Origin of the sequence: Aquabacterium sp. CECT 9606 (assembly GCF_918741295.1) — a bacterium.
GTDB lineage: Bacteria > Pseudomonadota > Gammaproteobacteria > Burkholderiales > Burkholderiaceae_C > Aquabacterium.
Map to the genome: position 1 here is coordinate 1,184,905 of NZ_CAKKNB010000001.1, position 21,144 is coordinate 1,206,048.

At 61.5% G+C, this 21,144-nt stretch carries 23 protein-coding genes, 1 tRNA gene and 2 pseudogenes; 12 read left to right on the plus strand and 14 right to left on the minus strand.

Annotated elements, in window-relative coordinates:
- Window positions 1-34 precede the first annotated feature (34 nt).
- Together coaD and LQ232_RS05495 are read left to right on the plus strand one after the other, a co-directional pair.
- The gene (gene coaD, locus LQ232_RS05490; RefSeq protein WP_230179349.1) at window positions 35-544 is read left to right on the plus strand and encodes a pantetheine-phosphate adenylyltransferase; all 510 of its coding nucleotides are present in this window, start codon (window positions 35-37) and stop codon (window positions 542-544) included.
- Window positions 545-547: 3 nt separating this feature from the next.
- Window positions 548-832, plus strand: coding sequence for a YfhL family 4Fe-4S dicluster ferredoxin (locus tag LQ232_RS05495; protein ID WP_230179350.1), 285 nt, complete (start codon window positions 548-550; stop codon window positions 830-832).
- On the opposite strand, the gene LQ232_RS05500 is transcribed toward LQ232_RS05495, so the two are convergent.
- The 8 genes from LQ232_RS05500 to LQ232_RS05535 all read right to left on the minus strand — a co-directional run bounded on the left by LQ232_RS05500 (window position 824) and on the right by LQ232_RS05535 (window position 7,331).
- A complete protein-coding gene (locus LQ232_RS05500; RefSeq protein WP_230179351.1) occupies window positions 824-1,255 on the minus strand; it encodes a hypothetical protein in 432 nt (143 codons plus the stop codon). The two genes, LQ232_RS05495 and LQ232_RS05500, sit on opposite strands and share 9 nt — an antisense overlap.
- Before the next feature lie 34 nt (window positions 1,256-1,289).
- Window positions 1,290-1,922, minus strand: a complete 633-nt coding sequence (pth, locus tag LQ232_RS05505) for an aminoacyl-tRNA hydrolase (RefSeq protein WP_230179352.1) — start codon at window positions 1,920-1,922, stop codon at window positions 1,290-1,292.
- Between the two features lie 92 nt (window positions 1,923-2,014).
- On the minus strand, window positions 2,015-2,638 hold the full coding sequence (locus LQ232_RS05510) for a 50S ribosomal protein L25/general stress protein Ctc (protein WP_230179353.1): 624 nt from the start codon (window positions 2,636-2,638) through the stop codon (window positions 2,015-2,017).
- 92 nt (window positions 2,639-2,730) lie between these two features.
- Complete coding sequence (locus LQ232_RS05515) at window positions 2,731-3,693, minus strand: ribose-phosphate pyrophosphokinase (protein WP_230179354.1); 963 nt, start codon at window positions 3,691-3,693, stop codon at window positions 2,731-2,733.
- A 132-nt stretch (window positions 3,694-3,825) separates the two neighbouring features.
- Window positions 3,826-3,902, minus strand: a tRNA-Gln gene (locus LQ232_RS05520).
- A 153-nt stretch (window positions 3,903-4,055) separates the two neighbouring features.
- Window positions 4,056-4,928 (minus strand): 4-(cytidine 5'-diphospho)-2-C-methyl-D-erythritol kinase, encoded by an 873-nt coding sequence (ispE, locus tag LQ232_RS05525; RefSeq protein ID WP_230179355.1) that lies wholly within the window; start codon window positions 4,926-4,928, stop codon window positions 4,056-4,058.
- Between the two features lie 7 nt (window positions 4,929-4,935).
- Window positions 4,936-5,499 (minus strand): outer membrane lipoprotein LolB, encoded by a 564-nt coding sequence (locus tag LQ232_RS05530; RefSeq protein WP_230179356.1) that lies wholly within the window; start codon window positions 5,497-5,499, stop codon window positions 4,936-4,938.
- Window positions 5,496-7,331, minus strand: coding sequence for a tetratricopeptide repeat protein (locus LQ232_RS05535; protein ID WP_230179357.1), 1,836 nt, complete (start codon window positions 7,329-7,331; stop codon window positions 5,496-5,498). The genes LQ232_RS05530 and LQ232_RS05535 overlap by 4 nt, the downstream gene beginning before the upstream one ends.
- 53 nt (window positions 7,332-7,384) lie before the next feature.
- Between LQ232_RS05535 and mutM the strand changes: the two genes are divergently transcribed.
- The 3 genes from mutM (at window position 7,385) to mutY (ending at window position 11,454) form a co-directional block, all read left to right on the plus strand.
- Complete coding sequence (gene mutM / locus LQ232_RS05540) at window positions 7,385-8,227, plus strand: bifunctional DNA-formamidopyrimidine glycosylase/DNA-(apurinic or apyrimidinic site) lyase (protein WP_230179358.1); 843 nt, start codon at window positions 7,385-7,387, stop codon at window positions 8,225-8,227.
- A gap of 66 nt (window positions 8,228-8,293) precedes the next feature.
- Window positions 8,294-10,327, plus strand: a complete 2,034-nt coding sequence (locus tag LQ232_RS05545) for a dynamin family protein (protein ID WP_230179359.1) — start codon at window positions 8,294-8,296, stop codon at window positions 10,325-10,327.
- Between the two features lie 29 nt (window positions 10,328-10,356).
- On the plus strand, window positions 10,357-11,454 hold the full coding sequence (gene mutY / locus LQ232_RS05550) for an A/G-specific adenine glycosylase (RefSeq protein ID WP_230179360.1): 1,098 nt from the start codon (window positions 10,357-10,359) through the stop codon (window positions 11,452-11,454).
- Here the strand turns inward: mutY and xth are convergent, their stop codons facing one another.
- Window positions 11,455-12,240: an exodeoxyribonuclease III gene (xth, locus tag LQ232_RS05555; RefSeq protein ID WP_230179361.1), complete on the minus strand. Its 786-nt coding sequence runs from the start codon at window positions 12,238-12,240 to the stop codon at window positions 11,455-11,457. It abuts the gene before it with no gap.
- A 290-nt stretch (window positions 12,241-12,530) separates the two neighbouring features.
- Between xth and LQ232_RS05560 the strand changes: the two genes are divergently transcribed.
- On the plus strand, window positions 12,531-13,142 hold the full coding sequence (locus tag LQ232_RS05560) for a hypothetical protein (protein WP_230179362.1): 612 nt from the start codon (window positions 12,531-12,533) through the stop codon (window positions 13,140-13,142).
- A 148-nt stretch (window positions 13,143-13,290) separates the two neighbouring features.
- Window positions 13,291-13,803, plus strand: a pseudogene (locus LQ232_RS05565) (nucleotidyl transferase AbiEii/AbiGii toxin family protein); the annotation flags it as partial.
- On the opposite strand, the pseudogene LQ232_RS05570 reads toward LQ232_RS05565, so the two are convergent.
- From LQ232_RS05570 to LQ232_RS05590, 5 genes and pseudogenes are all read right to left on the minus strand, one after another.
- Window positions 13,788-14,015 (minus strand): annotated as a pseudogene (locus LQ232_RS05570) (IS110 family transposase); the annotation flags it as partial. The pseudogenes LQ232_RS05565 and LQ232_RS05570 overlap by 16 nt on opposite strands.
- Before the next feature lie 279 nt (window positions 14,016-14,294).
- Window positions 14,295-14,861 (minus strand): TetR/AcrR family transcriptional regulator, encoded by a 567-nt coding sequence (locus LQ232_RS05575; RefSeq protein ID WP_125245605.1) that lies wholly within the window; start codon window positions 14,859-14,861, stop codon window positions 14,295-14,297.
- 55 nt (window positions 14,862-14,916) lie between these two features.
- Window positions 14,917-15,600 carry a cupin domain-containing protein gene (locus LQ232_RS05580; RefSeq protein ID WP_125245604.1) on the minus strand — a complete coding sequence of 228 codons (684 nt, stop codon included), beginning with the start codon at window positions 15,598-15,600 and terminating at the stop codon, window positions 14,917-14,919.
- Window positions 15,601-15,648: 48 nt separating this feature from the next.
- Window positions 15,649-16,266 carry a glutathione S-transferase family protein gene (locus tag LQ232_RS05585; protein WP_125245603.1) on the minus strand — a complete coding sequence of 206 codons (618 nt, stop codon included), beginning with the start codon at window positions 16,264-16,266 and terminating at the stop codon, window positions 15,649-15,651.
- A gap of 35 nt (window positions 16,267-16,301) precedes the next feature.
- Window positions 16,302-16,553 carry a carboxymuconolactone decarboxylase family protein gene (locus tag LQ232_RS05590; protein WP_125245602.1) on the minus strand — a complete coding sequence of 84 codons (252 nt, stop codon included), beginning with the start codon at window positions 16,551-16,553 and terminating at the stop codon, window positions 16,302-16,304.
- Between the two features lie 216 nt (window positions 16,554-16,769).
- On the opposite strand from LQ232_RS05590, the gene LQ232_RS05595 reads away from it, so the two are divergent.
- From LQ232_RS05595 to LQ232_RS05615, 5 genes are all read left to right on the plus strand, one after another.
- Window positions 16,770-17,837: an IS5 family transposase gene (locus tag LQ232_RS05595; protein ID WP_125245601.1), complete on the plus strand. Its 1,068-nt coding sequence runs from the start codon at window positions 16,770-16,772 to the stop codon at window positions 17,835-17,837.
- 581 nt (window positions 17,838-18,418) lie between these two features.
- The gene (locus LQ232_RS05600) at window positions 18,419-19,393 is read left to right on the plus strand and encodes a BtrH N-terminal domain-containing protein (protein ID WP_125245599.1); all 975 of its coding nucleotides are present in this window, start codon (window positions 18,419-18,421) and stop codon (window positions 19,391-19,393) included.
- Between the two features lie 35 nt (window positions 19,394-19,428).
- Window positions 19,429-19,899 (plus strand): PaaI family thioesterase, encoded by a 471-nt coding sequence (locus LQ232_RS05605; RefSeq protein WP_199758686.1) that lies wholly within the window; start codon window positions 19,429-19,431, stop codon window positions 19,897-19,899.
- The gene (locus LQ232_RS05610) at window positions 19,896-20,342 is read left to right on the plus strand and encodes a PaaI family thioesterase (protein ID WP_199758685.1); all 447 of its coding nucleotides are present in this window, start codon (window positions 19,896-19,898) and stop codon (window positions 20,340-20,342) included. The genes LQ232_RS05605 and LQ232_RS05610 overlap by 4 nt, the downstream gene beginning before the upstream one ends.
- 343 nt (window positions 20,343-20,685) lie before the next feature.
- Window positions 20,686-20,940: a hypothetical protein gene (locus tag LQ232_RS05615; protein WP_230179364.1), complete on the plus strand. Its 255-nt coding sequence runs from the start codon at window positions 20,686-20,688 to the stop codon at window positions 20,938-20,940.
- Window positions 20,941-21,144: the final 204 nt, after the last annotated feature.

The window sequence follows — 21,144 nt, forward strand, 5'->3', positions numbered from 1 at the left end:
ACTGGCAACCTTTGGTTCTGATATTCCTGCGCCGATGCCTTCATCTTCGCCCCTGACCGCCGTGTACCCTGGCACCTTCGACCCCATGACCCTGGGTCATGCCGATTTGATGCGCCGCGGGGCCCGTCTCTTCGATCGGCTCATCGTGGCCGTGGCGGCGGGGCACCACAAGCGCACCATGTTCAGCGTGGAAGAACGTCTGTCCATGGCGCAGGAGCTGGCCTCCAGCCACCCCAATGTCGAGGTCATCGCCTTTGCCGGCTTACTGCGCGATTTCGTGGTCGGACATGGCGGCAAGGTGGTGGTGCGGGGCCTGCGGGCAGTCAGCGACTTTGAGTATGAATTCCAGATGGCGGGCATGAACCGGCAATTGATGCCCGATGTTGAAACCGTGTTCCTGACGCCATCAGACCAGTACCAATTCGTGTCGGGTACGTTTGTGCGCGAGATCGCCATGCTGGGTGGAGATGTCTCCAAGTTCGTTGCGCCCAGCGTCCTGGACCGACTCAAGGCCCGCTTGGTGGCTTCGCAGACTGGCGGCTGAATCATGGCCCTGAAAATCACCGACGAATGCATCAATTGCGATGTCTGTGAACCGGAGTGCCCGAATCAAGCCATCTCGATGGGTGAGTCCATCTACGTCATCGACCCGGCTCGCTGCACGGAATGCGTTGGCCACTTTGGCGAGCCGCAGTGCGTGCAAGTCTGTCCGGTGGAATGCATCCCGGTCGACCCGGTCTACACAGAGTCGGCCGACGAATTGATGGCCAAGTACAAACGCCTTCAAGGGCTGGCCGCTCAAGACAAGGCCTTGTCCAACTCTTCAGCCTGATTTGGCCGAAAGACTCTTGTCCTTGGGCACTTTGGCCGTGAATGGGCGTGACCGCTTCAAGGTCTGACCTTGGGTTGACGGGCTGCTCCACTTGGGTTGGCGATCGGGGCGATCCATGGCAATGGGCCGTTGGCCTGCCGATGCCTTTTCTTGCCGACGCCGCTCTCGCTCCAACTGCTTGCCCAGTTTGGCGGCTGTTTGCGCGGCTTGCGCGGTGTGTTGTTGCTGTGCCGTGGTGCGCTGGTCGGTGGCCTCCATGGCGCGCCCGCCGTCGCAGGCTTGCTGCTGGTAGCGCACTTGGCCGGCCTCTTCGCAACGGTAAGCGGGCGCGGCATGGGCGCATGTTGCGGCCAGCCACAGCGTGCTGGTCAACATCAGCAGCGCATGGCGTCCGCAAAGTGATGGGCGCTGGTCTTTGCGCATTTTTCTCTCCCTTTTTTATAGATATTTGAATGGCTCACTCAGGCTTGGGGTCGCCCGCTGGCGGTGCGAGTGGGGGCCGCGGTGGCTTGGGTCGGGGCGGCTGGGCGTGGACCAGCAAGGTGGCCTTGGGCATGTCACCCACGATGAAGGCTTCGGTGGCGCCCAGGGCCTGGTCGATGCATTTCTCGATGGCCTGCCGCTCGGCCTGAGGCGGTTTGCGCAGCACATAGGCCGCTACTTCGGTTTTGATGCCCGGGTGGCCGATGCCCAGGCGAAGCCGCCAATAGTCGGGCGAGCCGAGTTGTGCGTGGATGTCACGCAAGCCATTGTGGCCGGCGTGTCCGCCGCTGTGCTTGAGCTTGACCTGGCCTGGCAGCAAATCGAGTTCGTCATGTGCCACCAAAATTTCGCTGGGCAGGATCTTGAAGAACTTGGCCAGGGCCGCCACGGATTTGCCCGAGACGTTCATGTAGGTTTGTGGCTGCAGCAGCCACACTGGCCCGCCGGGCAGGTTGGCCCGTGCCACAAAGCCGTGGTAACTGCGGTCGGCCACCAGGTTGACGTTCAGGCGGCGTGCCAACGCGTCGATCCACCAGAAACCGGCGTTGTGGCGGGTGTCTTCGTATTCAGGGCCGGGGTTGCCCAGGCCAACAAACAGTCGAATCATGATGGGCTGCGATGATGAATGGGACTTGTCCAAAAGAAAAGCCCCGCCAAAGCGGGGCTTGACGGGGCTGTGTGCTCAAGAGAACAAGAAGATTACTTCTTGCCCTTCTTGCCCTTGGCGGGTTCAGCGGCGGCCACGGGGGCAGCAATGATTTCTTCAGCCACGGGCTCGACCACCGTCGCGATGGCGGGGTTCTTGCGGCCGTGCGTCAGGACCTTGATGCCGGCGCCGAAATCGACGTCGTTCAGGTGCAGCGTTTGGCCCTTGGTCATGGCGCCCAGGTCGATGGTCAGGTGCTCAGGCAACTGCTCGGCCAGGCATTCCACTTCCAGCTCGCTCACCACGTGGGTGATGGTGCATTTGTCGATCTTGACCGCAGGTGCATCAGCTTCGTTGATGAAGTGCAGGGGGATCTTCTTGTGGATGCGGGTGGTGGCATCAACGCGTTGGAAGTCAACGTGCAGCACTTGTTGCTTGTAAGGGTGCAGCTGGTAATCACGCAGCAGGACTTTTTGCACGTTGCCAGCCAGTTCCATCTCGAGGATGGACGAGTGGAAGGCTTCCTTGCGCATGGCGTGGTACAGCGCGTTGTGATCGACTTCGATCGTGGTGGCTTCGCCAGCACCGTAAACGATGCCAGGAACTTTGCCGACGAGACGCAGGCGGCGGCTCGCTCCGGTCCCCTGCAGACTACGCTCAAAAGCGGTGAATTTCATGGATAACTCCAATATGGATAAAGCGCCCGCGACCAGGCGCTTGGGAAAAGACCACCTTCGGGCTCGCGCCCTCAGCGGTCAGGAAAATCGGATCAGAAGTTGTTGTTCTGCTCCGAGAAGAGGGAGGTGACCGAGTCACCATCGGAGATGCGACGAATCGTTTCGGCGAACAGGAAGGCGGCCGACAGTTGGCGGATCTTCTTGCACTCCTTGCCGGCATCATTCAAGGGAATGGTGTTGGCGATGACGACTTCGTCGAGTTGCGAATTCTTGATGCGTTCGATGGCCTGGCCAGAGAACACGGGGTGCGTGCAATACGCATAAACGTTTTTGGCGCCACGCTCTTTCAGCACTTCAGCCGCCTTGACCAGGGTGCCGGCGGTGTCGATCATGTCGTCCATGATCACGCAGTTGCGGCCATCGATTTCACCGATGACGTGCATCACTTCCGAGACATTGGCCTTGGGGCGGCGCTTGTCAATGATGGCCAGGTCGCAACCGAGTTGCTTGGCCAGCGCACGGGCGCGGACCACGCCGCCGACGTCGGGCGAGACCACCACCAAGTCGTCGTAACCCTTGGATTGCAGGTCGGACAGCAACACGGGCGATGCGTAGATGTTGTCGACCGGGATGTTGAAGAAGCCCTGGATCTGGTCGGCGTGCAGGTCCATGGTCAGCAGGCGGTTGACGCCCACGGCTTCGAGCATGTTGGCGACGACACGTGCCGAGATGGCCACGCGGGTGGAGCGCGGGCGGCGGTCCTGGCGGGCATAGCCGTAGTAAGGGATGACGGCGGTGATGCGCTGGGCCGAGGCGCGCTTGAGCGCGTCGACCATGATGCACAACTCCATCAGGTGGTCATTGGTGGGCGCGCAAGTGGACTGCACCACGAAAACTTCACGACCGCGCACGTTTTGCTGGATCTCGACCGTGGTTTCGCCATCCGAGAAGCTGCCAACGGCGGCCTTGCCAAGCTCAGCACCCAGGTGCGAAGCGATTTCTTGGGCAAGCGCCGGATTGGAGTTGCCAGTGAACAGTACGGTGTCGGATAGCATGGGCGGCGGCAGATGGCGGTGAATTGCATCTTGCCCATGCGCCTTGCCCTGGATCGGTGCGGCCGAACTTCAACCGCAGGCGGAGGTGATGGGCAATGTGCGTGCGTTCTTTGGAACGTACTTGAAGAACTTTGGCAGGGGAAGAAGGATTCGAACCTTCGCATGTCGGAATCAAAATCCGATGCCTTAACCAACTTGGCGACTCCCCTACACAGGATCCGGTGCCTTTGCTTTTCAGCGCTGATCACCGAAACCGGTAGCTTGTTCTCTCATGCGAGAAGCCTCACATTATAGCCGGTTTTTTGCGACTACCGCAAGTTCTTGGGTTCTTTTTCGCTGTTTGTGCATGACACTGGAAAAAATCAGGTCAAAACATCAAACAGCGGGTGACGACCCAGAACGCGGCAGAGGCGTCCGGCCCAAGTGGGATCATTGAGAGACACATCAGCGGGTGTGAATGACTGGTTTGCCGCGGGCGCCCCCAACCAGGAGAACACCGCGCTGCCGGAACCGGTCATGCGACTGTTGCCGAAGCGTTTCCGCATGATCTCAAGTGCCTGGCTGATCTGACTGCTGTGGTGCTCTGCGGGAGCTTGCAAGTCGTTGCGGCCAAAGCACTTGGGCGCTGCAAGAAAGAGCGAAATTGTAGCAGCTTCCGTGTTGCGAGAAAGATGGGGGCTGGTAAAAATGGCCTGTGTCGGCACGGCGACAGGGGGTTTCAGGACCGCCAGGCGCGTGGCCATCAACTCAGGCGGCAGGGCGATCGGCATGATTTGCTCGCCAATGCCTTCCACCCAGGCATTGTGGCCGTGGATGAAAAATGGCACGTCGGCGCCAAGCCGAAGGGCCAGCTCGGCCAGGCGGTCACGGCTCCAGTGCAGGCCCCAAAGTTGGTTCAGTGCCAGCAAAACCGTGGCCGCGTCGGAGCTGCCCCCGCCCATGCCGGCACCCCAGGGCACCTGCTTGTCGATCTGGATGTCGGCGCCCTGCGAAGTGGCGCTTTCCTGCTGCAGCAGCTTTGCCGCGCGCAGGCAAAGGTCATCGGCTGGCAGGGCAGGGCCCAGGTCGTGGCGGTGCAATTGGCCATCGTCCCGGGTGTCGATGTGCAGGGTGTCGGCCCAATCGATCAGAACGAACACTGACTGCAGCAGGTGGTAGCCGTCATCACGCCGGCCCGTGACATGCAGGAACAGGTTGAGTTTGGCGGGTGCGGGCAGGTTGTGAAGGCTGGCCATGGCGGTGTCAGCGGTCGAGCCTGATGCGGACGGTGACGCCGCGCAGTGCTGCATTGGCGGGGCGCTGCGCGATGAGGCGTCCGATGCCGATGTCGGTGGTGTCGATTTGCCAGCCGCTTTGCTCGAACGAGTTGGGCTGGGTGTTGATGGGGGCTGGCAGGTCGGGCGCGGGCTGGCCTTGCACCCAGTGCATCAAGGCGGCCAAAGGCAGGGGTTCCCCAAGCACTTCCTGGCTGAGCTCGCCCAGGGTGCTGAAGTGGCGGTTGCCCTGGTCGGTTTGCAACCAGGCCTCTGTGTCGGTCCAGTGCACGCGAGCCACCTGGCTGCCCATGGGGGTCATCAGGTCCAACTGTCCACCTTGTGGTCCGCCGTTGAAGAAGAAGCCCATGCTCACGCCTTTGGCCTCCAGGCCTTGGAAGGCCTGCAGCTTGACGCTGAGTTGGCCTTGCAGGGCCAATTGGCCCGCAGCCGTGGTCTGTGGCACTGTGCCGGGCGGCCGCCCAGGGAACTGCGAGCAAGCGCTCAGGCAAGCCACCAGCACAGTGGCAATCGAGGCATGCTTGAAGCTCACAGCTGGACTTGCAGGCGCTTGATGGTGTCGAGCAAGGACTCGTTCTTGGCATCGCGTGCCTGGGCCTTGCGCCAGACCTTGATGGCTTCGTCGCGCTCGCCTTGCGACCACATCACCTCGCCCAAGTGGGCGGCGATTTCGGGGTCGGGGCGGGCCTTGTAGGCCTGGCGCAGCAGGGCCAGTGCTTCATTGATCCGGCCGCTGCGGAACTCGAGCCAACCGAGGCTGTCGGTGATGAAGGGGTCGCCAGGGCGCAGGTCCAGCGCCTTGCGGATCAAGGCGCGGGCTTCGTCCAGGCGCAGATTGCGGTCGGCCAGGCTGTAGCCCAGGGCGTTGTACGCGTTGGCGTTGTCGGGCTTGAGCTCAATGGCCCGCCGCAACAGTTTTTCCATCTCGTCGTACTTGTGCTGGTGCTCGGCCAGCATGGCCTGCTCATAGAGCAAATCGGCGTCGTCGGGGAAGCGCTGGTTGGCCTCGGCCATCACGGCGTAGGCGGCATCCCATTCATTGAGGTCGCGCAGCAGTTGCGTTTCAGCTTGCAACTTGGCCAAGGCGTCGCGTGGTTCACTCTCAGGCATGGCCCGGATCAAGGCGCGGCCCTCTGCCAATTTGCCTTGCTTGGCCATGAGCTTGGCGCGCTGACTCTGGATGAGCAGGCTGGTGTCGGATTTTTCCACCCGTTGCAGCCATTCAAGCGCGGCTTGCCAGTTGCCGCGTTGCTCTTCGACCTGGGCCAACAGGGTGTAGGCCTGCTCTTCGCTGGTGTCGGCATCCACGGCCAACTGCACCGGGTCAAGCGCGCCAGTTTTGGTGTCGCCACCGGCTGATTTGCCGGATGCGGGCTTTTTCAGGGCCAGGAAATGCTGCAGGGCCACTTCGGCCTGGTCGGGCTGGTGCAGTTCCAGGCGCACCGCGGCCAGGGTCAGCCAGGCGCTGATCTGGTCAGGCTGTGCCTTGACCACGGCGTCCAGTTGCTCGGCCGCCTCGCTCATGCGCTGCAAGCCAGCGAGCTTGCGTGCGTAGGCCAGGCGCAGCAGTGGGGGGGCATCGCTGCGTTCAAGTTGTTGGCGGATCAGGTCTTCGGCGCCGGGGGCCTCCTCCATCAGGTTGATGGCCAGCAAGCCGGCGCCCAGGCTTTGAGGCTGCAGCGCCTTGGCCTTCTTGGCCGCGTCCATGGCTTTGTTGGTGTCCTTGGCGGCCAGCCAGCCTTCACCGCTGGCCACCCAGGCTTCGGCCAGCGCGGGCTGTCGCGTGCGCCATGGCTGGGTGACTTCGTCAATGACCTGGGCGGCGGCTTGTCGGTCAGACAATCGGGCCAGCGAGCGGGGCAGCGAGGCGATCATCGCTGGTTGCTGCGGCGTGGGGCTGAGTTGGATGAGCGATTTGAGCGGATCGACCAAGTCCTTGCTGCGGCCCAGCGCCAACAAAATCTGCACGTTGAATTCGGCGGCCTCTTTGGATTGCGGCGAGGCCTGACGCCACGCCTTGGCCGCCGTCAGGGCTTCTTCCCCCGCTCGGGCCTGCAGGGCGATTTCAACCGCGCGTTTGAACAGCTCGGGGTTGCGGTGCTTGCGGGCCAGCTCGAGGTAGATCTGGTAGGCAGTTCCGACGTTGCCGCTGCGGGCCTGGACCTCGCTCACCAGTGTTTGGTAGAACAAGGCGCTGTCCATGCGCGAGTTCTGAAATGCCGGCGTGGATTCGGCCTCCGCGGGCGCTGCAGCGCCGGCCGCCCAGCCCAAGGCAGGACCACCCAGCAACAGCCCTGTCAGGGCCAAAGCCCGGCTGAGGGTTTTCAAAGAATGGGGAAGCGGGGTGGCGGTCAGTGCAGGCATGGACTCTCCGTGGTTGTGGCCATTCTATTGATACGGCATCGATAATGCGGTCCATGCCTGAATTGCCCGAGGTTGAAGTCACCCGCCAGAGTTTTGCGTCCCGAATTCTGGGTGCCCAGGTTTTGTCGCTGCGCATGGGCAAACCTCTGCGTTGGCCCCTGGGTTGTGATCCTGGCCGATTGGAGGGCGCCACGGTCGGTGCCGTGTTGCGCCGGGGTAAATATTTGTGGGTGCCCTTGAGCCCGGCTGGCGTTTCCGCTGAAAGCCCGCCCGAAGGCTTGCTGGTGCACTTGGGCATGTCGGGCGCCTTGAGCTTTGCGAAGTCATTAGGGCCCGCGGGCCCGCATGACCATTTCGAGTTGGACACCACCGCAGGTTTGCTGAGGCTGACCGATCCAAGGCGTTTTGGTGCGGTGGTGTGGGGCGCCTCCATGGCATCGGGCCTGCCCGCGCGCCTGCTGGCCGGCTTGGGGCTGGAGCCGTTTGACGAAGCCATGACGGGGGCCTACCTGCACCAGCGCCTGAAAGGCCGCAAGGTTTCCATCAAACAGGCTTTGCTGGCGGGCGACATCGTGGTGGGCGCGGGCAACATCTACGCTTGCGAGGCCTTGTTCATGGCCGGCATTGACCCGCAACTGGCCGCTGGCCGCCTCAGCCGCGCCCGTTGTGATCGGCTGGTGCTGGCGGTGCAAGAGGTGCTGCACCAGGCACTGGCCATGGGCGGCTCCAGCCTGCGCGATTTCAAGGACGCTCATGGCAGCCTGGGGCACTTTCAGCTCAGCACGCGGGTGTATGGCCGTGAAGGCGAGCCTTGCCGGAACTGCGCGACTGCTGTTCGTCGAATGCTGCAAGGTCAGCGTTCGACGTTCTTTTGCCCGGTTTGCCAGAAAAAATAGTAAGGCGTGGTTACAGGCGGCCTTTTCACGTCTTTACATTGGCGCCTTACGCTAGGATGAGCTCCCATGATGCCTACCTTCGCCAGTAACCTGGACGCCCTGGGACAGTGGCGCGTTGCCACCGATGCCAAGCTTGCTGACCTGGCGCGCTTTGCGCGCGAGCAGGACTTGCTCAACGAAGCGTCGGCTGAATGGTTCGAGGCCATGCGCCATCGCTTGTCTGGCGAAAAGCTCATGGTGGCCTTCGTGGCCGAGTTTTCGCGCGGCAAATCCGAGCTGATCAACGCGATCTTCTTCTCGGACAAGGGGCGGCGCATGATGCCCGCTTCGGCCGGCCGCACCACCATGTGCCCGGTGGAATTGGGCTACGACGCGGAAGATCCGGTGGGCCTGTCCCTGCTGCCGATCGATACCCGGCTGCAGGCGGCTTCCCTGGCCGAGTTTCGGCTGCAACCCCAGGCCTGGACCCACATCGCACTTGACCTGAGCAACCCCGATGGCATGGCCCAGGCTTTGGGCGAGGTCGTGCGAACCCGCTTGGTGACCAAGGAAGAAGCCAAGTTGCTGGGCTTCTGGGACGACGAGCGTGTTGAAGACAACCCTCCTTTGCAAGAGGGTGACAAGGTCGAGGTGCCGGTGTGGCGCCACGCCCGCATCAATCTGCCGCACCCCTTGCTCAAACGCGGGCTGGTGGTGCTGGACACTCCTGGCCTGAACGCCATCGGCACGGAACCTGAACTGACGCTGGGCCTGCTGCCCCAAGCGCATGCCACGGTGTTCATCCTGGGCGCCGACACGGGCGTCACCAAATCCGATTTGAGCATCTGGCGAGACCACCTGTGTGGCCCTGCGCTGGCCCGCTTTGTCGCTTTGAACAAGATCGACTCCTTGTCAGACCCGCTGAGCACGCCTCAGCAGGTGGAGGACGTGATCCACCGCCAATGCGAGAGCGTGGCGCAGACGCTTGAAATCCCGCCAGAACACGTGTTCCCGATTTCGGCCCGGCAAGCGCTGGCCGCTCGCCTGGGTGGCGATGCCGCCGGCCTGAGTGCCAGCCGCCTGGAGTCCTTCGAAACCGCCTTGTCGGAAGGCCTTTTGCCCAAGCGGCGCCAGATGCTGGCCGATTCGGCCATCGAGGGTGCGCGTCAGTTTCAATCGCAGTTGGGCCGCCGGTTTGGCGAGCTGCGCCGCCAGCATGCCGAGCAATTGCTCGAGTTGCGCGGCTTGCGTGGCAAGAGCACTGGCAAGGTCCAGTTGATGTTGCAGCGCGTGCAGGCCGAAGCCACCGAGTTTGAGCAATGCACGGCCCGCTTGTCGGCCATGCGCAGCGTGCATTCGCGCATGCTGAAGGCGGCTTTGCATGATTTGTCGTCCGACCGTTTGCGCCAAGAAGTGGATGTGTTGGGGCAGGTGCTGGGTGGTTCTTGGCTGCCCCTGGGCGCCAAAAAAGCATTTGTGGATTTATGCGGGCGCTTGCGCTTGCTGATCGAGCAGGCCCAGCAGCGCAATGACGAAACCCATTCAATGTTGGTGGCTTCGTTCGCCAAGCTCAATGCCGAGTTTGGCTTCAGCTTGCTGGCCGAGCAGCAGTTGGATGTGCGCAAGTACACGGACGACCTGACGCTGATCGAGCGCAATTACGTGCAGTACCTGGGCTTGAGTCAGGCCTTCCGCCTGGCCCAGCCGGGGTTCCAGGAGCAGTTCCGCCGCATGTTGATCTCGCGTTTGCGGGTGGTGTTCGAGACCGTCAGCAACGATATCGAGCTCTGGAACAAGACGGCTTCCGCCCAAGTGGACAGCCAACTGCGTGAGCGCCGCCGCAACTTCAAGCGCCGCTATGAATCGCTGGACCGCATCCAGTCGGCGTCCAATGAACTGGACACCCGCCTGCAGGAAGTCCAGGCGCAAGACGAGCGGGTGCTGCAACTGCAGACGCGTTTGAACACGCTGATCGAAGAGTTGGTGGCCCAGGCGCAAGCCGAGGTGGTGCTGGGTGGCCCAGAGGGCCATGCGTCCGTGTCCGAGTATCTGAAAGCCGCGCACATCGAGCCCATTTCCCTGAACCTGTCGGGCGCTGACGAGGTATCGCAAGGGGCATGAGGCGGCAGGCTACCCAAGCCGCCTTGTTGATGGTCGATTCTTCACACGAGTTGCAGCAACGGGCCCAGGCGCTCAATCCTGACTTGGCGGACCGCCTTGTGGCCTGGCAGCGCCAGGAAGGGCGGCACCATTTGCCGTGGCAAGGCGTGCGAGATCCCTACCGCGTCTGGCTGTCCGAGATCATGCTGCAGCAGACCCAGGTCAGCACCGTGCTGGTGTACTTTGACCGGTTTCTGGCGCGTTTTCCGGATGTGGCTTCGCTGGCCGCAGCGCCGCTTGACGACGTGCTGACCTTGTGGGCTGGGCTGGGTTATTACACCCGTGCCCGCAACCTGCACAAGTGCGCTCAGGCGGTGATGGTCGAGCATGGTGGGCAATTCCCCGCCACGGCTGAATTGCTGGAGACTTTGCCGGGCATTGGCCGATCGACGGCGGCGGCCATCGCGTCCTTCTGCTTTGACGAGCGCGCCACCATCCTGGATGGCAATGTGAAGCGCGTGTTGACGCGGGTCATGGCTTGGGGGCAGGACCTGGCTCTCTCGGCGAACGAGAAGGCGCTTTGGCAAGCGGCGGTATTGGTCTTGCCGCGCCGGGGCCGTGACATGCCTTCGTACACGCAAGGTTTGATGGACTTGGGCGCCACGGTGTGCACGCAGCGCAAGCCTTCTTGCCTGATGTGCCCCTGGGTTGACCTGTGCCAGGCGCGTGTCTTGGGGGCGCCTGAGACCTACCCGGTCAAGACGCGCAAGCTCAAGCGCAGCAAGCGCGAAAGCTGGTGCCTGTGGGTGGAGCAGGGCGATGCCGTGTGGCTGGTGCAGCGCCCTGGTACGGGCGTGTGGGCCAGTTTGTGGACCTTGCCCCTGTTCGACAGCGAAGCCGATCTGCTGGCCGCGGCAGCGGCGCTGGGCTTGCCCGAGCCCGAAGCGCAACCGGTGGTCAACCACGTGCTGACCCACCTGGATTGGCGCTTGCACCCCATGCGCTCGGTCAGCCTCACTGGTTTGAACGAGGCCTTGATGCCCCACGGCAGCGGCGCCGACACCGACATCGCGGGCCGCTGGGTGCCTTTGGCCAAGCTGGCTTCGATTGGCTTGCCGGCACCTTTCCGGCGCTTTCTGGAAAGCTGATCAGCCCAGCGTGACGATCACCGGCGCGTGGTCGCTGGGGCGTTCGTTTTTGCGCGGCACCTTGTCGATCATGCAGGCGGTGACATGCGGCTTCAGCGCGTCGCTGACCAGGATGTGGTCGATGCGCAGGCCTTGATTCTTGCGGAAAGCCAGGTTGCGGTAGTCCCACCAGCTCCAGGGCTTGGGCGGCTGCTCGAACAACCTGAACGCGTCGTGCAGACCCAATCCCACCAGCCTTTGAAAATGCTCGCGCTCTTGTGGGGTGCAGTGGATCTGGCCTGCCCACAGGACCGGGTCGTGCACGTCGGCGTCGGTGGGCGCGATGTTGAAGTCGCCCATCAGGACCAAGTTTGGGTGCATGAGCAGCTCTTGCTTGATGAACTGATTCAGTGCTTCCAGCCAGCCCATCTTGTAGACGAACTTGTCGCTGTCGGGCGCCTGGCCGTTGGGGAAGTAGCCACCCACCACCCGGATTGACCCCAGGGTGGCATGCGCCACGGTGCCCACGATCACGCGGGCTTGGTCGTCGTCGAAGCCGGGGATGTTCTTGAGCACGGTGCTGCTGTCGACGCTGTCTCGTGTCAGCAGGGCCACGCCGTTGTAGGTCTTCTGGCCGAAGCAATGCGCCTGGTAGCCCGCGGCCGCCAGCTCCGCCAAAGGGAACTTGTCATCGGTCTGTTTGGTTTCCTGCAGCACGATGGCGTCCACCGGGTTGGCGGCCAGCCAGTCCAGCAATTGCGGCAGGCGCACGGTCAGGGAGTTGACGTTCCAGGTGGAGAGTTTCATGAGTTTTCTAGCGCGTTGAATTTATTGATGTTTTTGTCTGAGTTTTGCTGATTTTTGCGTCTAGCTACCCACTTAGCTACCCAAATGGTCTGTGCTTGACGACGTGCTCATCTGCTCCCAACTGGTGGCTGCATTATCTCGTCGGGAAGCGCTGGTCATCTGGATGTCGACAGCGATTTCCCCTCGCGGTAGCCGCCTCGCCGCACACAGCGTGGCCGGCGACGCTGGGTGCCTTGCAAAGATCGCCATTTCCTCCTAAGATTGCATGAAATTTCAATGAGAAATCAATCGTGGAAAGCGTTTCTGCTCCATCGAGGATGCTGGTAAGCGGTGCCGCCGAACGGCTGGCTGCCTTATTGCGCCCCGGGCGCGTGTACCGGCGAGAGGATCTGGCAGAGATGAGCAATGCGGTGGACCGTCACGTGCGTGAGTTGGTCGCCGAGGGGCTTGTGAAGAAATTGGCGCAGGGCATGTACTACGTGCCGAGGGTGTCCAGCTTCGGTCCTGTACCGCCTGAGGATGCCGAGGTGGTTGGCAGCTTTCTTCGCGACAGTGACTTCCTCGTGTTCTCGCCTTCGGCATACAACGCTGTGGGCCTGGGTACCACGCAGCTATACAACCGCACACTGGTCTACAACCACAAGCGGCATGGTGTGTTCAAGCTGGGCAATCGGCAGTTCGATTTCCGGGTGAAACCACGTTTCCCCAAAAAGCTCACGCCGGAGTTTTTGTTTGTCGATCTGCTCAACAACCTTGAGCAGTTGGCTGAAGATCGCGATGCTGTCTTGCGGCAAGCGCAGAGCAAGCTGTCTTCGTTTGACCTCGACAAGCTCAAACGCGCGCTCTCGACGTTTGGCTCTGTGGCGACCCGCAAGCGAGCCAAAGGTTGGCTGAGTGCCTGAATTTCTGCATCACCGCAAGGACTTCGGCGACCTGCTTGCCGTGGTCGCTGACGAACGAAGCCTTGATCCGACATTGGTCGGGAAGGACTACTGGATCATGCATTGCCTTTTGGGGCTGCGAACTTAGGGGTTCAACTTCGAACTCAAGGGCGGCACATCCTTGTCCAAGGGCTTCGGTGTCATCCACCGATTCTCGGAGGACATCGACATCCGGATCGCGCCTCCCAAAGAGCTGGAGGTCAAGACCGGCCGCCATCACAACAAGGTCGCTCATGTCTCGTCCCGTCGGGCTTTCTATGACTGGCTGGCCACTAAAATCAGAATCCCGGGCATTTTTCAAGTCGCGCGTGATGAAGATTTCGACGACGAGAAGATGCGCAGCGGTGGCATTCGCCTGTCCTATGCAGCGCGCACGGCCCCATTGGCAGGTGTCAAAGACGGGATCTTGCTGGAGCTCGGCTTTGATGACACCGCACCCAACAGACCGGTGACAATCTCGTCCTGGGCGTGGGATACAGCAAGCGCACGCGGCGTATTAGTGGCAGACAACCGAGCTGTTGACGTGCCGTGCTACGCGCCTACCCACACCTTTGTCGAGAAGCTTCAGACGATTTCGACCAAGTACCGAAAGCTGGGAGAGGCACAGGGCTTCACAAACTGAGGCGCCATGAGCCGCACGGTGTGCTCAAGCTCCTGCAGCTTGCGAGCCCAGTGGTGAGCGCTGCCGCAAGCCTCCATGCCGATCAGGCACGGCGTCATGTTCGCGAAGAAGGCGGCAACCTGGTCTCGCCTTAACTGCTTGCGCAACACCGCCTTGCCGCGCTCGTTCGCTCCGTGGACCTGGAATACGTTCTTGGCCAGGTCGATGCCAATTGTCGTGTCTGCATGGTGGACGCTCCTTCCGTTTCAAGTGGCCGACACGCGCCACTCTGCCGTCATCGGGTGGGGGCGTCCATCCCATTGCTTACGAAGGATCTCTGGCGTCAGGGGAAAAACTTGGCCATCTTCAAGCGCAATAAGCCACTCCCGGTCTTGGCGCGCAGTCCGTTTGCCGAAGGGATATGGGGGGCTGCGGGATGGTCGACAGTCCCGGCGGGCGTTTGTGGGCGAGCCGGGCTGCTGCGTGAGCCTGTCGCGGAAAGTGGTGCCGTCTCAGACTGCCGTGCCGGCCGCAAACGAGTTGATCAGTTGGCGTTGTGCATGCAAGTGGTCTCCAGCGCTGTTCACGCGGTCCAGCAACAAGGCGCCTTCCAGCCCGGACATCATCACGGCGGCCAACCGGCTTGGGGGCAGGGGGTTAAGCAGTTCGCCCTTATGTTGCTTCAGGATCTGGGCCAACCAAGCTTCTGCCTGTTTGAAGAAGCCGCTCAAGAGGCTGCGGCAGTGCTCGTCGAGTGAGGACAACTCGGCGGCCAACATGCCGCACAGGCACAGCTTGTCGTCCTGAGCAGCTTCTTCAAATAGGTCAATAAAGGCTGACAGCTTGCGTTTTAAGGCTGTAGGCTTGTTGGCAATGGCTGTCAAGCGCTGCGCGAAGGCCTCGCTGTAGCTGGTGATCAGCACGGCGGTGAGGTCGTGCTTTTCCGGAAAGTAGTAGTGCACGCTAGACGACTTGACGCCCGTCTGTTCGGCGAGTTGGCGAAAACTCAGTTCGCGCAAGCCCGATCGCTGGACGATGGCCTGCGCCAGGGTTTGCAGTTCGGTACGTTTGTTAGCCATGGTACCGTTGTCTCAACCGTACATATTTTTGCGATATCGCTTTGCCAAGTGCTAGTCAAGCCGAAGGTGGGACTTGCACCAAGCTCAGGTGGCGCGTTTTGACCCAGACGGTGGTGCCTTGCGCCCCAGCGATGGCGGTGAGTCGCCCCCCTCGAGGGACGCGCAACCAAGACCAGGCTCGCAGTTCGTCTGCGCCCTCTGTGAAGCCGCCGGACAGCACCAGCAGTTCCGCGCCGTCAGGCATCACGGCGTCAAGCCGTGTGCCGGGTAGCCAGGTCTCCAGGCTCACAGTTTCGCGCTCGTCCTCGAACAAGGGCGTCACCGCCACGCCGGGGCGGGTGGCGTCGTCCACACGGCCGATCTTGTTGGTGTCGATCACCTCCGGGGTGCGGTCCGCCGGGTCGAACTGCCACAGCTTCACGAAGATCACGCAACCGGTCTCGGAGCCTGGCGTGTGTCGTGTGGTGGGCGGGTTGCGGATATAGCTGCCGGCAGGGTAGTCGCCGCGCTCGTCCTGGAAGACCCCGTCAAGCACCAGGAACTCTTCACCACCGTGGTGGGTGTGCGGGCTGAAATGGCTGCCGGGTGCGTAGCGCACGATGGAGGTTGCTCGGGCAACCTCACCGCCTATGCGGTCGAGCATTCTGCGCTGTACACCTGCCACAGGGGAGTCCACCCAGGGCAGGTCGGCACCATGCAGTAGCACCCGTTGGTCGAACTGGGCGTTGATGAGGTCCATCGGTACTCCGTTTGGGTGGTCAGGTGAAGGCAGTTGAGACTGTTCGAATCAGCCACCCATGCTGGGGCGCTGGGCCATACGAGCGCGCCACGCCTTCAGATGAGGCAAGTCCGCAGGCAACTCGATCTTGGCGAAGTCAGCAAAATTCAGGCCCACGAACAAAGTGATATCGGCGACTGAGAAGTGCTGGCCGGCTGCAAAGGGCTGCGTTGCCAGCACGCTGTCGAAATAGCGCATGCCGGCGATGGCACGCTCACGCTGCTTCAAACCCCATTCTTTGTTCTGGTACAGCTCCAGCGCACCAAGGCCGGGTGTGGCATGGTGGAAGTAGGTACCCACGGCGTCCATCACGCCCTGTTCGGCGCGGCACTGCATCATGTGGATCACCGCGCGGTCCTTGGCGGTCGTGCCAGTCAGCGAAATGCCGTCGAATGCATGGTCGATGTACTCAGTAATGGCCGTGCATTCGCTGATGGTGGTGCCGTCGCCCAATTCCAGCACAGGCACGGTAGCGTTGGGATTCATCGCCAAAAAGCCGGGCAGGCGGTGCTCGCCCTTCAAAACGTCGACATGCACAAATTGCATCTTGTCAGTGGCGCCTTTTTCGGCAAGGGCAATGCGCACACGGGCGGGGTTGGGAAAGCCTTCAAAGTCGTAGATTTTCATGATTTATGGGTTCATGGGTTCATGGGTTTGTGAATTCACGCAGGGTCGGTTATCAGATGCGTGCCATGGGTGAGAGCAGCGCCAGCACGTAGTGCTACGGCCACGAAGGTTGCCTGAGCCAGTTCTTGCTCGTTGGCACCAGCAGCAACTGCTGCCTTGCGATGAACCTCCAGACAGTAGCCGCACTGCGTGGTAAGTGCCACAGCGATTGCGATCAACTCTTTGTGTTTCTTTGAGATGGCGCCCTCTGCCAGTGCTGCCTTGTCCATTTCTTGGAAGCCTTTCATGGCTGCTGGAGCGCCAGCAGCAAGGCGAGGTATTTCTTCAGGTTGGAAAAGTCGAATGGAGTGTCTTTTGTGTTGTGGACAGGTTGCTAAGTTTATCTATCTATCAGAAGGTAGGCAATCTCCTTATTCTTCTAGGGGAATTGGTCTTGGTGACTTACCAGGGCACTTCTTGAAACCCACTGGCGCCGCGCTAGCTGACGCGGCAAGATGCTGATCATGGTCACACCGCGCATCAAGCCATCGGTCTTCTTTCAAGACCCGCCCGACACCGACTTGTTTGTGCAGGCACATCGGCAAGCCAAGTTGGGCAGCTACGTTGCCAACCTGGCGGCGATGGATGGACTGATCGACTTCAGTGCAGTGGCCCAATCGGTTGAGACGGCGTGCCCACGTGCAGAGCGCAGCAAGGGCGGTCGACCGCCCTACGCCAGCGAGGTCATGGTGCGAATGGAGTTCCTGCAGGCGCTGTACAACCTCAGCGATGAGGAGTGCGAGCACCAGATGCTCGACCGCATGAGCTTTCAGCGGTTTTGCCGCGTCGACGGCCAGCTCCACATTCCCGATGCGCGCACGCTGTGGAGCTTCAAGCAACGCCTGGCCAAGGGCGGTCTGGGTGGACGGGTCATCTTCGCTGCGGTGAGCCAGCAGTTGCAGCAGCAGGACTACCTCCCGCGTGGCGGGCAGATTGTGGATGCCAGTATCGTGCAAGCGCCCATCACGCAGGCCCTCAGCGAAGAGCGCCAGGCGCTCAACGAAGGCCAGGCACCTGAGGGTTGGAGCACGAAGCGGTTGCAGCACACCGACCGAGATGCGCGCTGGACCAAGAAGCATGGCAAGAGCTTTTATGGCTACAAGGTGCACAGCAACGTGGACGCACGCTGGAAGCTGATTCGCCGCATCGTGGTGACGCCAGCCAATGTGGACGATGGTCAATCGCTGGGGGAGGTGCTAGACGCGGGCAACACCCGAGGACGCGTGTTGGCAGACCGGGGTTATGACGCGCAGGCCAACCGTGAATTGCTGGCCCGACACCAGTTGGGCGACGGTATCGCCCGGCGAGCCAAGCCAGGCCAGAAAGCCCGACAGCGGCTGGGCGCGCGCAACCGCAGCATCAACAAGACAAGGTCCCGCGTCGAACATGTGTTTGCCGGGCTGGAGCAGCTGGGTGGCAAAGTGGTTCGGGCCATGACGCTGGCCAGAAACGAGCTGGCGATCACGCTCAAGTGCGTGGCCTACAACGCCAAAACATTGGTGTGGTTGGTGGCGCAAGGCGCGCCGACATGAGGGGCAAGATGCGCGCGCATGGTGCCCAGGCGGGCGTTTTGCAGCGTGCCAGGGTCAGCCTGCGCTGCGGCGGGCGGCCAGAGCGGGTACCGCAATGAGGCCGCCGGGCCGAACAATCTCAAGGCCTGGGGCGAATGGGCCTCCTGCGCTTTGGGAAATTGGGTTACGCGAAGTGCCCACCAGTAACCTGCCGCAGCAGACTCTGTGACCTGCTTGACCGCTTCAAGATTGAATTTTGGGGTGTAACGTAGTTTGCTCATGACACCTCCTATTGGCCTTCAATGTGAGAGTCATAGGTGTTAGCTGGGCAGGGGCGATCCAGTGAAATGGATCTGGGGCCTGTCCAGAAAGGCTCGTATGATCGGTTTGGTGAAGGCCTCGGGTACAGTTAGGTGAACGGGTTCTGGTGCAGGCTTGACTCAAGCAAGTTCTGAGGTCACCAGCCTGACCTGAAACGTTTTTGGGTAATGGGATGGGCCAATGGTTACGGCAACGCAAATTGCGACGGAGCGATATGAGCCCAAGTTCATTCATCATTCTTTAAGAAGGGTAAGTCGATAGTGACATTACACACAGCAGATATGGCACAGGCCCCCGACATTCCCCATCGGTCCGGCCGCCATTGCGGGAGTTCGGCCATCCGGGACTTGCTTGAGTTCCATGGCACGACGCTGACCGAGGCCATGTGTTTTGGGCTGGGCTCGGGGCTGGGCATCACATACCTGACGCTGCCTGATGCCCCGGTACCTTTTCTGGTCCATGTGCGCTCGCTGGGATATGAGGAGCGGGTATTCCAGGCGCTGGACGTACCGTTCGCCTGGACAAGTTACAGCTCCGTCGAGGAGGGCGCGCAGGCGCTGGATGGCTTGCTCGACCAGGGGCGCCCAGCCCTGCTCCTGACCGATATTTTTCACTTGCCGTACTTTACCAGCCGGACGCATTTTCCCGGCCACGCCATCGTTGCCTGGCAGCGCCAACCGGCGGACGGCTGCATTCTGGTGACCGATACCGAGCGCCCCGCGCCCATCCCGGTGGCACGTTCCGATCTGGCCCGTGCCCGCTTCGCGGAACTGCCTCCTTTTTTTCATGCTGGCAACTTGTTCGCGCCTCCCGCCATTCATGCGCGGCTTTCGGTCGAGCGGGTGGCTGAAGCCATACGCCACAACGCACGTTTACTGCTGGAGGGCGGACCTTATGCCGGCGTGGCCGCGCTCGATACCTGGCTGGCCGATCTTGGTCGCTGGGAACGCGAGGGCGACTGGCGCTGGACGACGCGTTTTGCTTATCAAATCATCGAACGGCGCGGCACGGGCGGCGGCGGTTTTCGCAAAATGTACGCAGAATTTCTGAACGAAGCCGCATCGGCTGATCCACGCATCAGCGATCTGCAACTGCCGCAGCTTATGACAGACTGTGCCGCATGCTGGACATCGCTGGCGCTGGCGCTGAAAGCAGGCTCCGAGAGTGAATGCTTCCCTACGAAATTGCTCGCAGATGCCCTGCAAGCCGTACGGGCGGCGGAGCGTCGCTATATCGACGCTGCTCTGATCTATTGAGTGAACACATTTACAGTGCAAATTGAGGAGCAGGCATGTCGCATATGAAGCCGCAACTGGACCAAGCTGCCATGGCAAAAGCTTTTTTCGGCAGTCAGCATCCACTGTTCAACGCCCTCGGCGTCGACGTGGTGGCGGTGGCCGACGCCAAGGCGGAGATGGTGATGCCGTTTTCTGAGGCTCTGGCCGACGGCCTTGGAGCGTTGCATCGGGGCACACTCGTGACCCTGCTTGACACGACGTGTGGACTGGCGATTTTCTCCGCGCTACGCTCGCTCAGGCCTATCGCCACCATTGACCTGCGCGTCGATTACCTTCGTGCCATTCCGGCGGGCAGCGGCCTGCGCGCGGTGGTCGAATGCATCGGCTGGACAGACAGCGTGGCCTTTGTCTCCGGCCGGGCTTATGCGGCGGGTGACGAGATGCCGCTTGCCACGGTGACGGGATCCTTTGCCATCGATACGTTAGGACCGGCTTTCGATACGACGGACAGGAGTGCGGCATGACGAGGGTGGTTAAATCAATGACAGATTGTGCAGAGGCAGCAATGGTCCTCGTGCCGGCGGTGCCCTTCCATCGGTTTCTGGGTATGCGGGAGGAGGTCGTTGAGGGCGAGACACGCTACCTCATGGACTTTTGCGAAAATCATGTCGGCAATCCCCTGATCCGGACCTTCCATGGTGGTGTACTTGCCAGCTTTGGAGAAGTGGTCGCGGCTACCCATCTTGCACGATCCCTGGCGCGGGTCGAGTTACCTGCTTGCTCGACGCTTACCTTCGATTACTTGCGACCGGCTTTCGCCGGCACGATTTGCGCGGTGCCCCACATTGTGCGGGCGGGACGACGTATCACAACGGTCTCGGTGCAGTTGCGCCTGGACAATAAGCTGGCGTGCATTGGGCGCTTCCTGTTTCCCGTGGGGACTGCAGACTTGGGAGGCAGCGCGTGACCCACGGTCGAGACATGACTGGTTTACGAATCAAAACTGACGCTTGAATCGCCACACGCCCAACCCGAAGATCGCCATGCCAAGCAGCAGCGCCAAACCCACAGGATGTCCCATCCCGCGCCCTGAAGCAGGATGCCGTAGCCCATCTCGACGAAGTAATAAAGTGGAGAGATAGACATGGCTTCGCGCAGCCCGATGGCATGGCTTCGGGTGGGGATCAGGTACCGGAAGGGAAGGTCATCGGCACCAGCACGAGGATGGCGAGCAGCGCAGCCTGGGCGAGATTGGGTGCGATGGTGGCGATGTAGAGACCCAGTTCGCGGCGGTGGATGTGTAGAGCGCTGTGCTGCCCGACCCGATGGCCACGTCCTACCGGGACCCGAAGAAGCCCCTGTGGCTGCTGCCAGCCCTGATCCCCGCCATCGTGGCCACGGGCCCGGTGGCCCAGCTGATGGGCCAGGACCACGCCGCCTGGTACGTCCTGCCCTTTTTGGTGCTGTTCGTGCTGGTGCCCATCCTGGAATGGCTGATCGGCGACGACACCAGCAACCCGCCCGAGGCCGCCGTGCCCGACCTCGAACCTTGGCTGCAAGCTTGACCAGGTCGTCTATGCGGACGGTGCCGTCGACGACGGAGAACTCGGTGTGGGCGCGGAGGTGAACAAAAGGCATGGGGCGATTGTAAGAAGCCGGCGCCCCTCGCCTGCACCCAATTCCCCGGGCAGTTTTTTCAGATTCGCAGGTTTGAATGCGCTGGATGTATCAATTTGCGACCGAATCTCCGAACGATGTCTTCAGTTCTC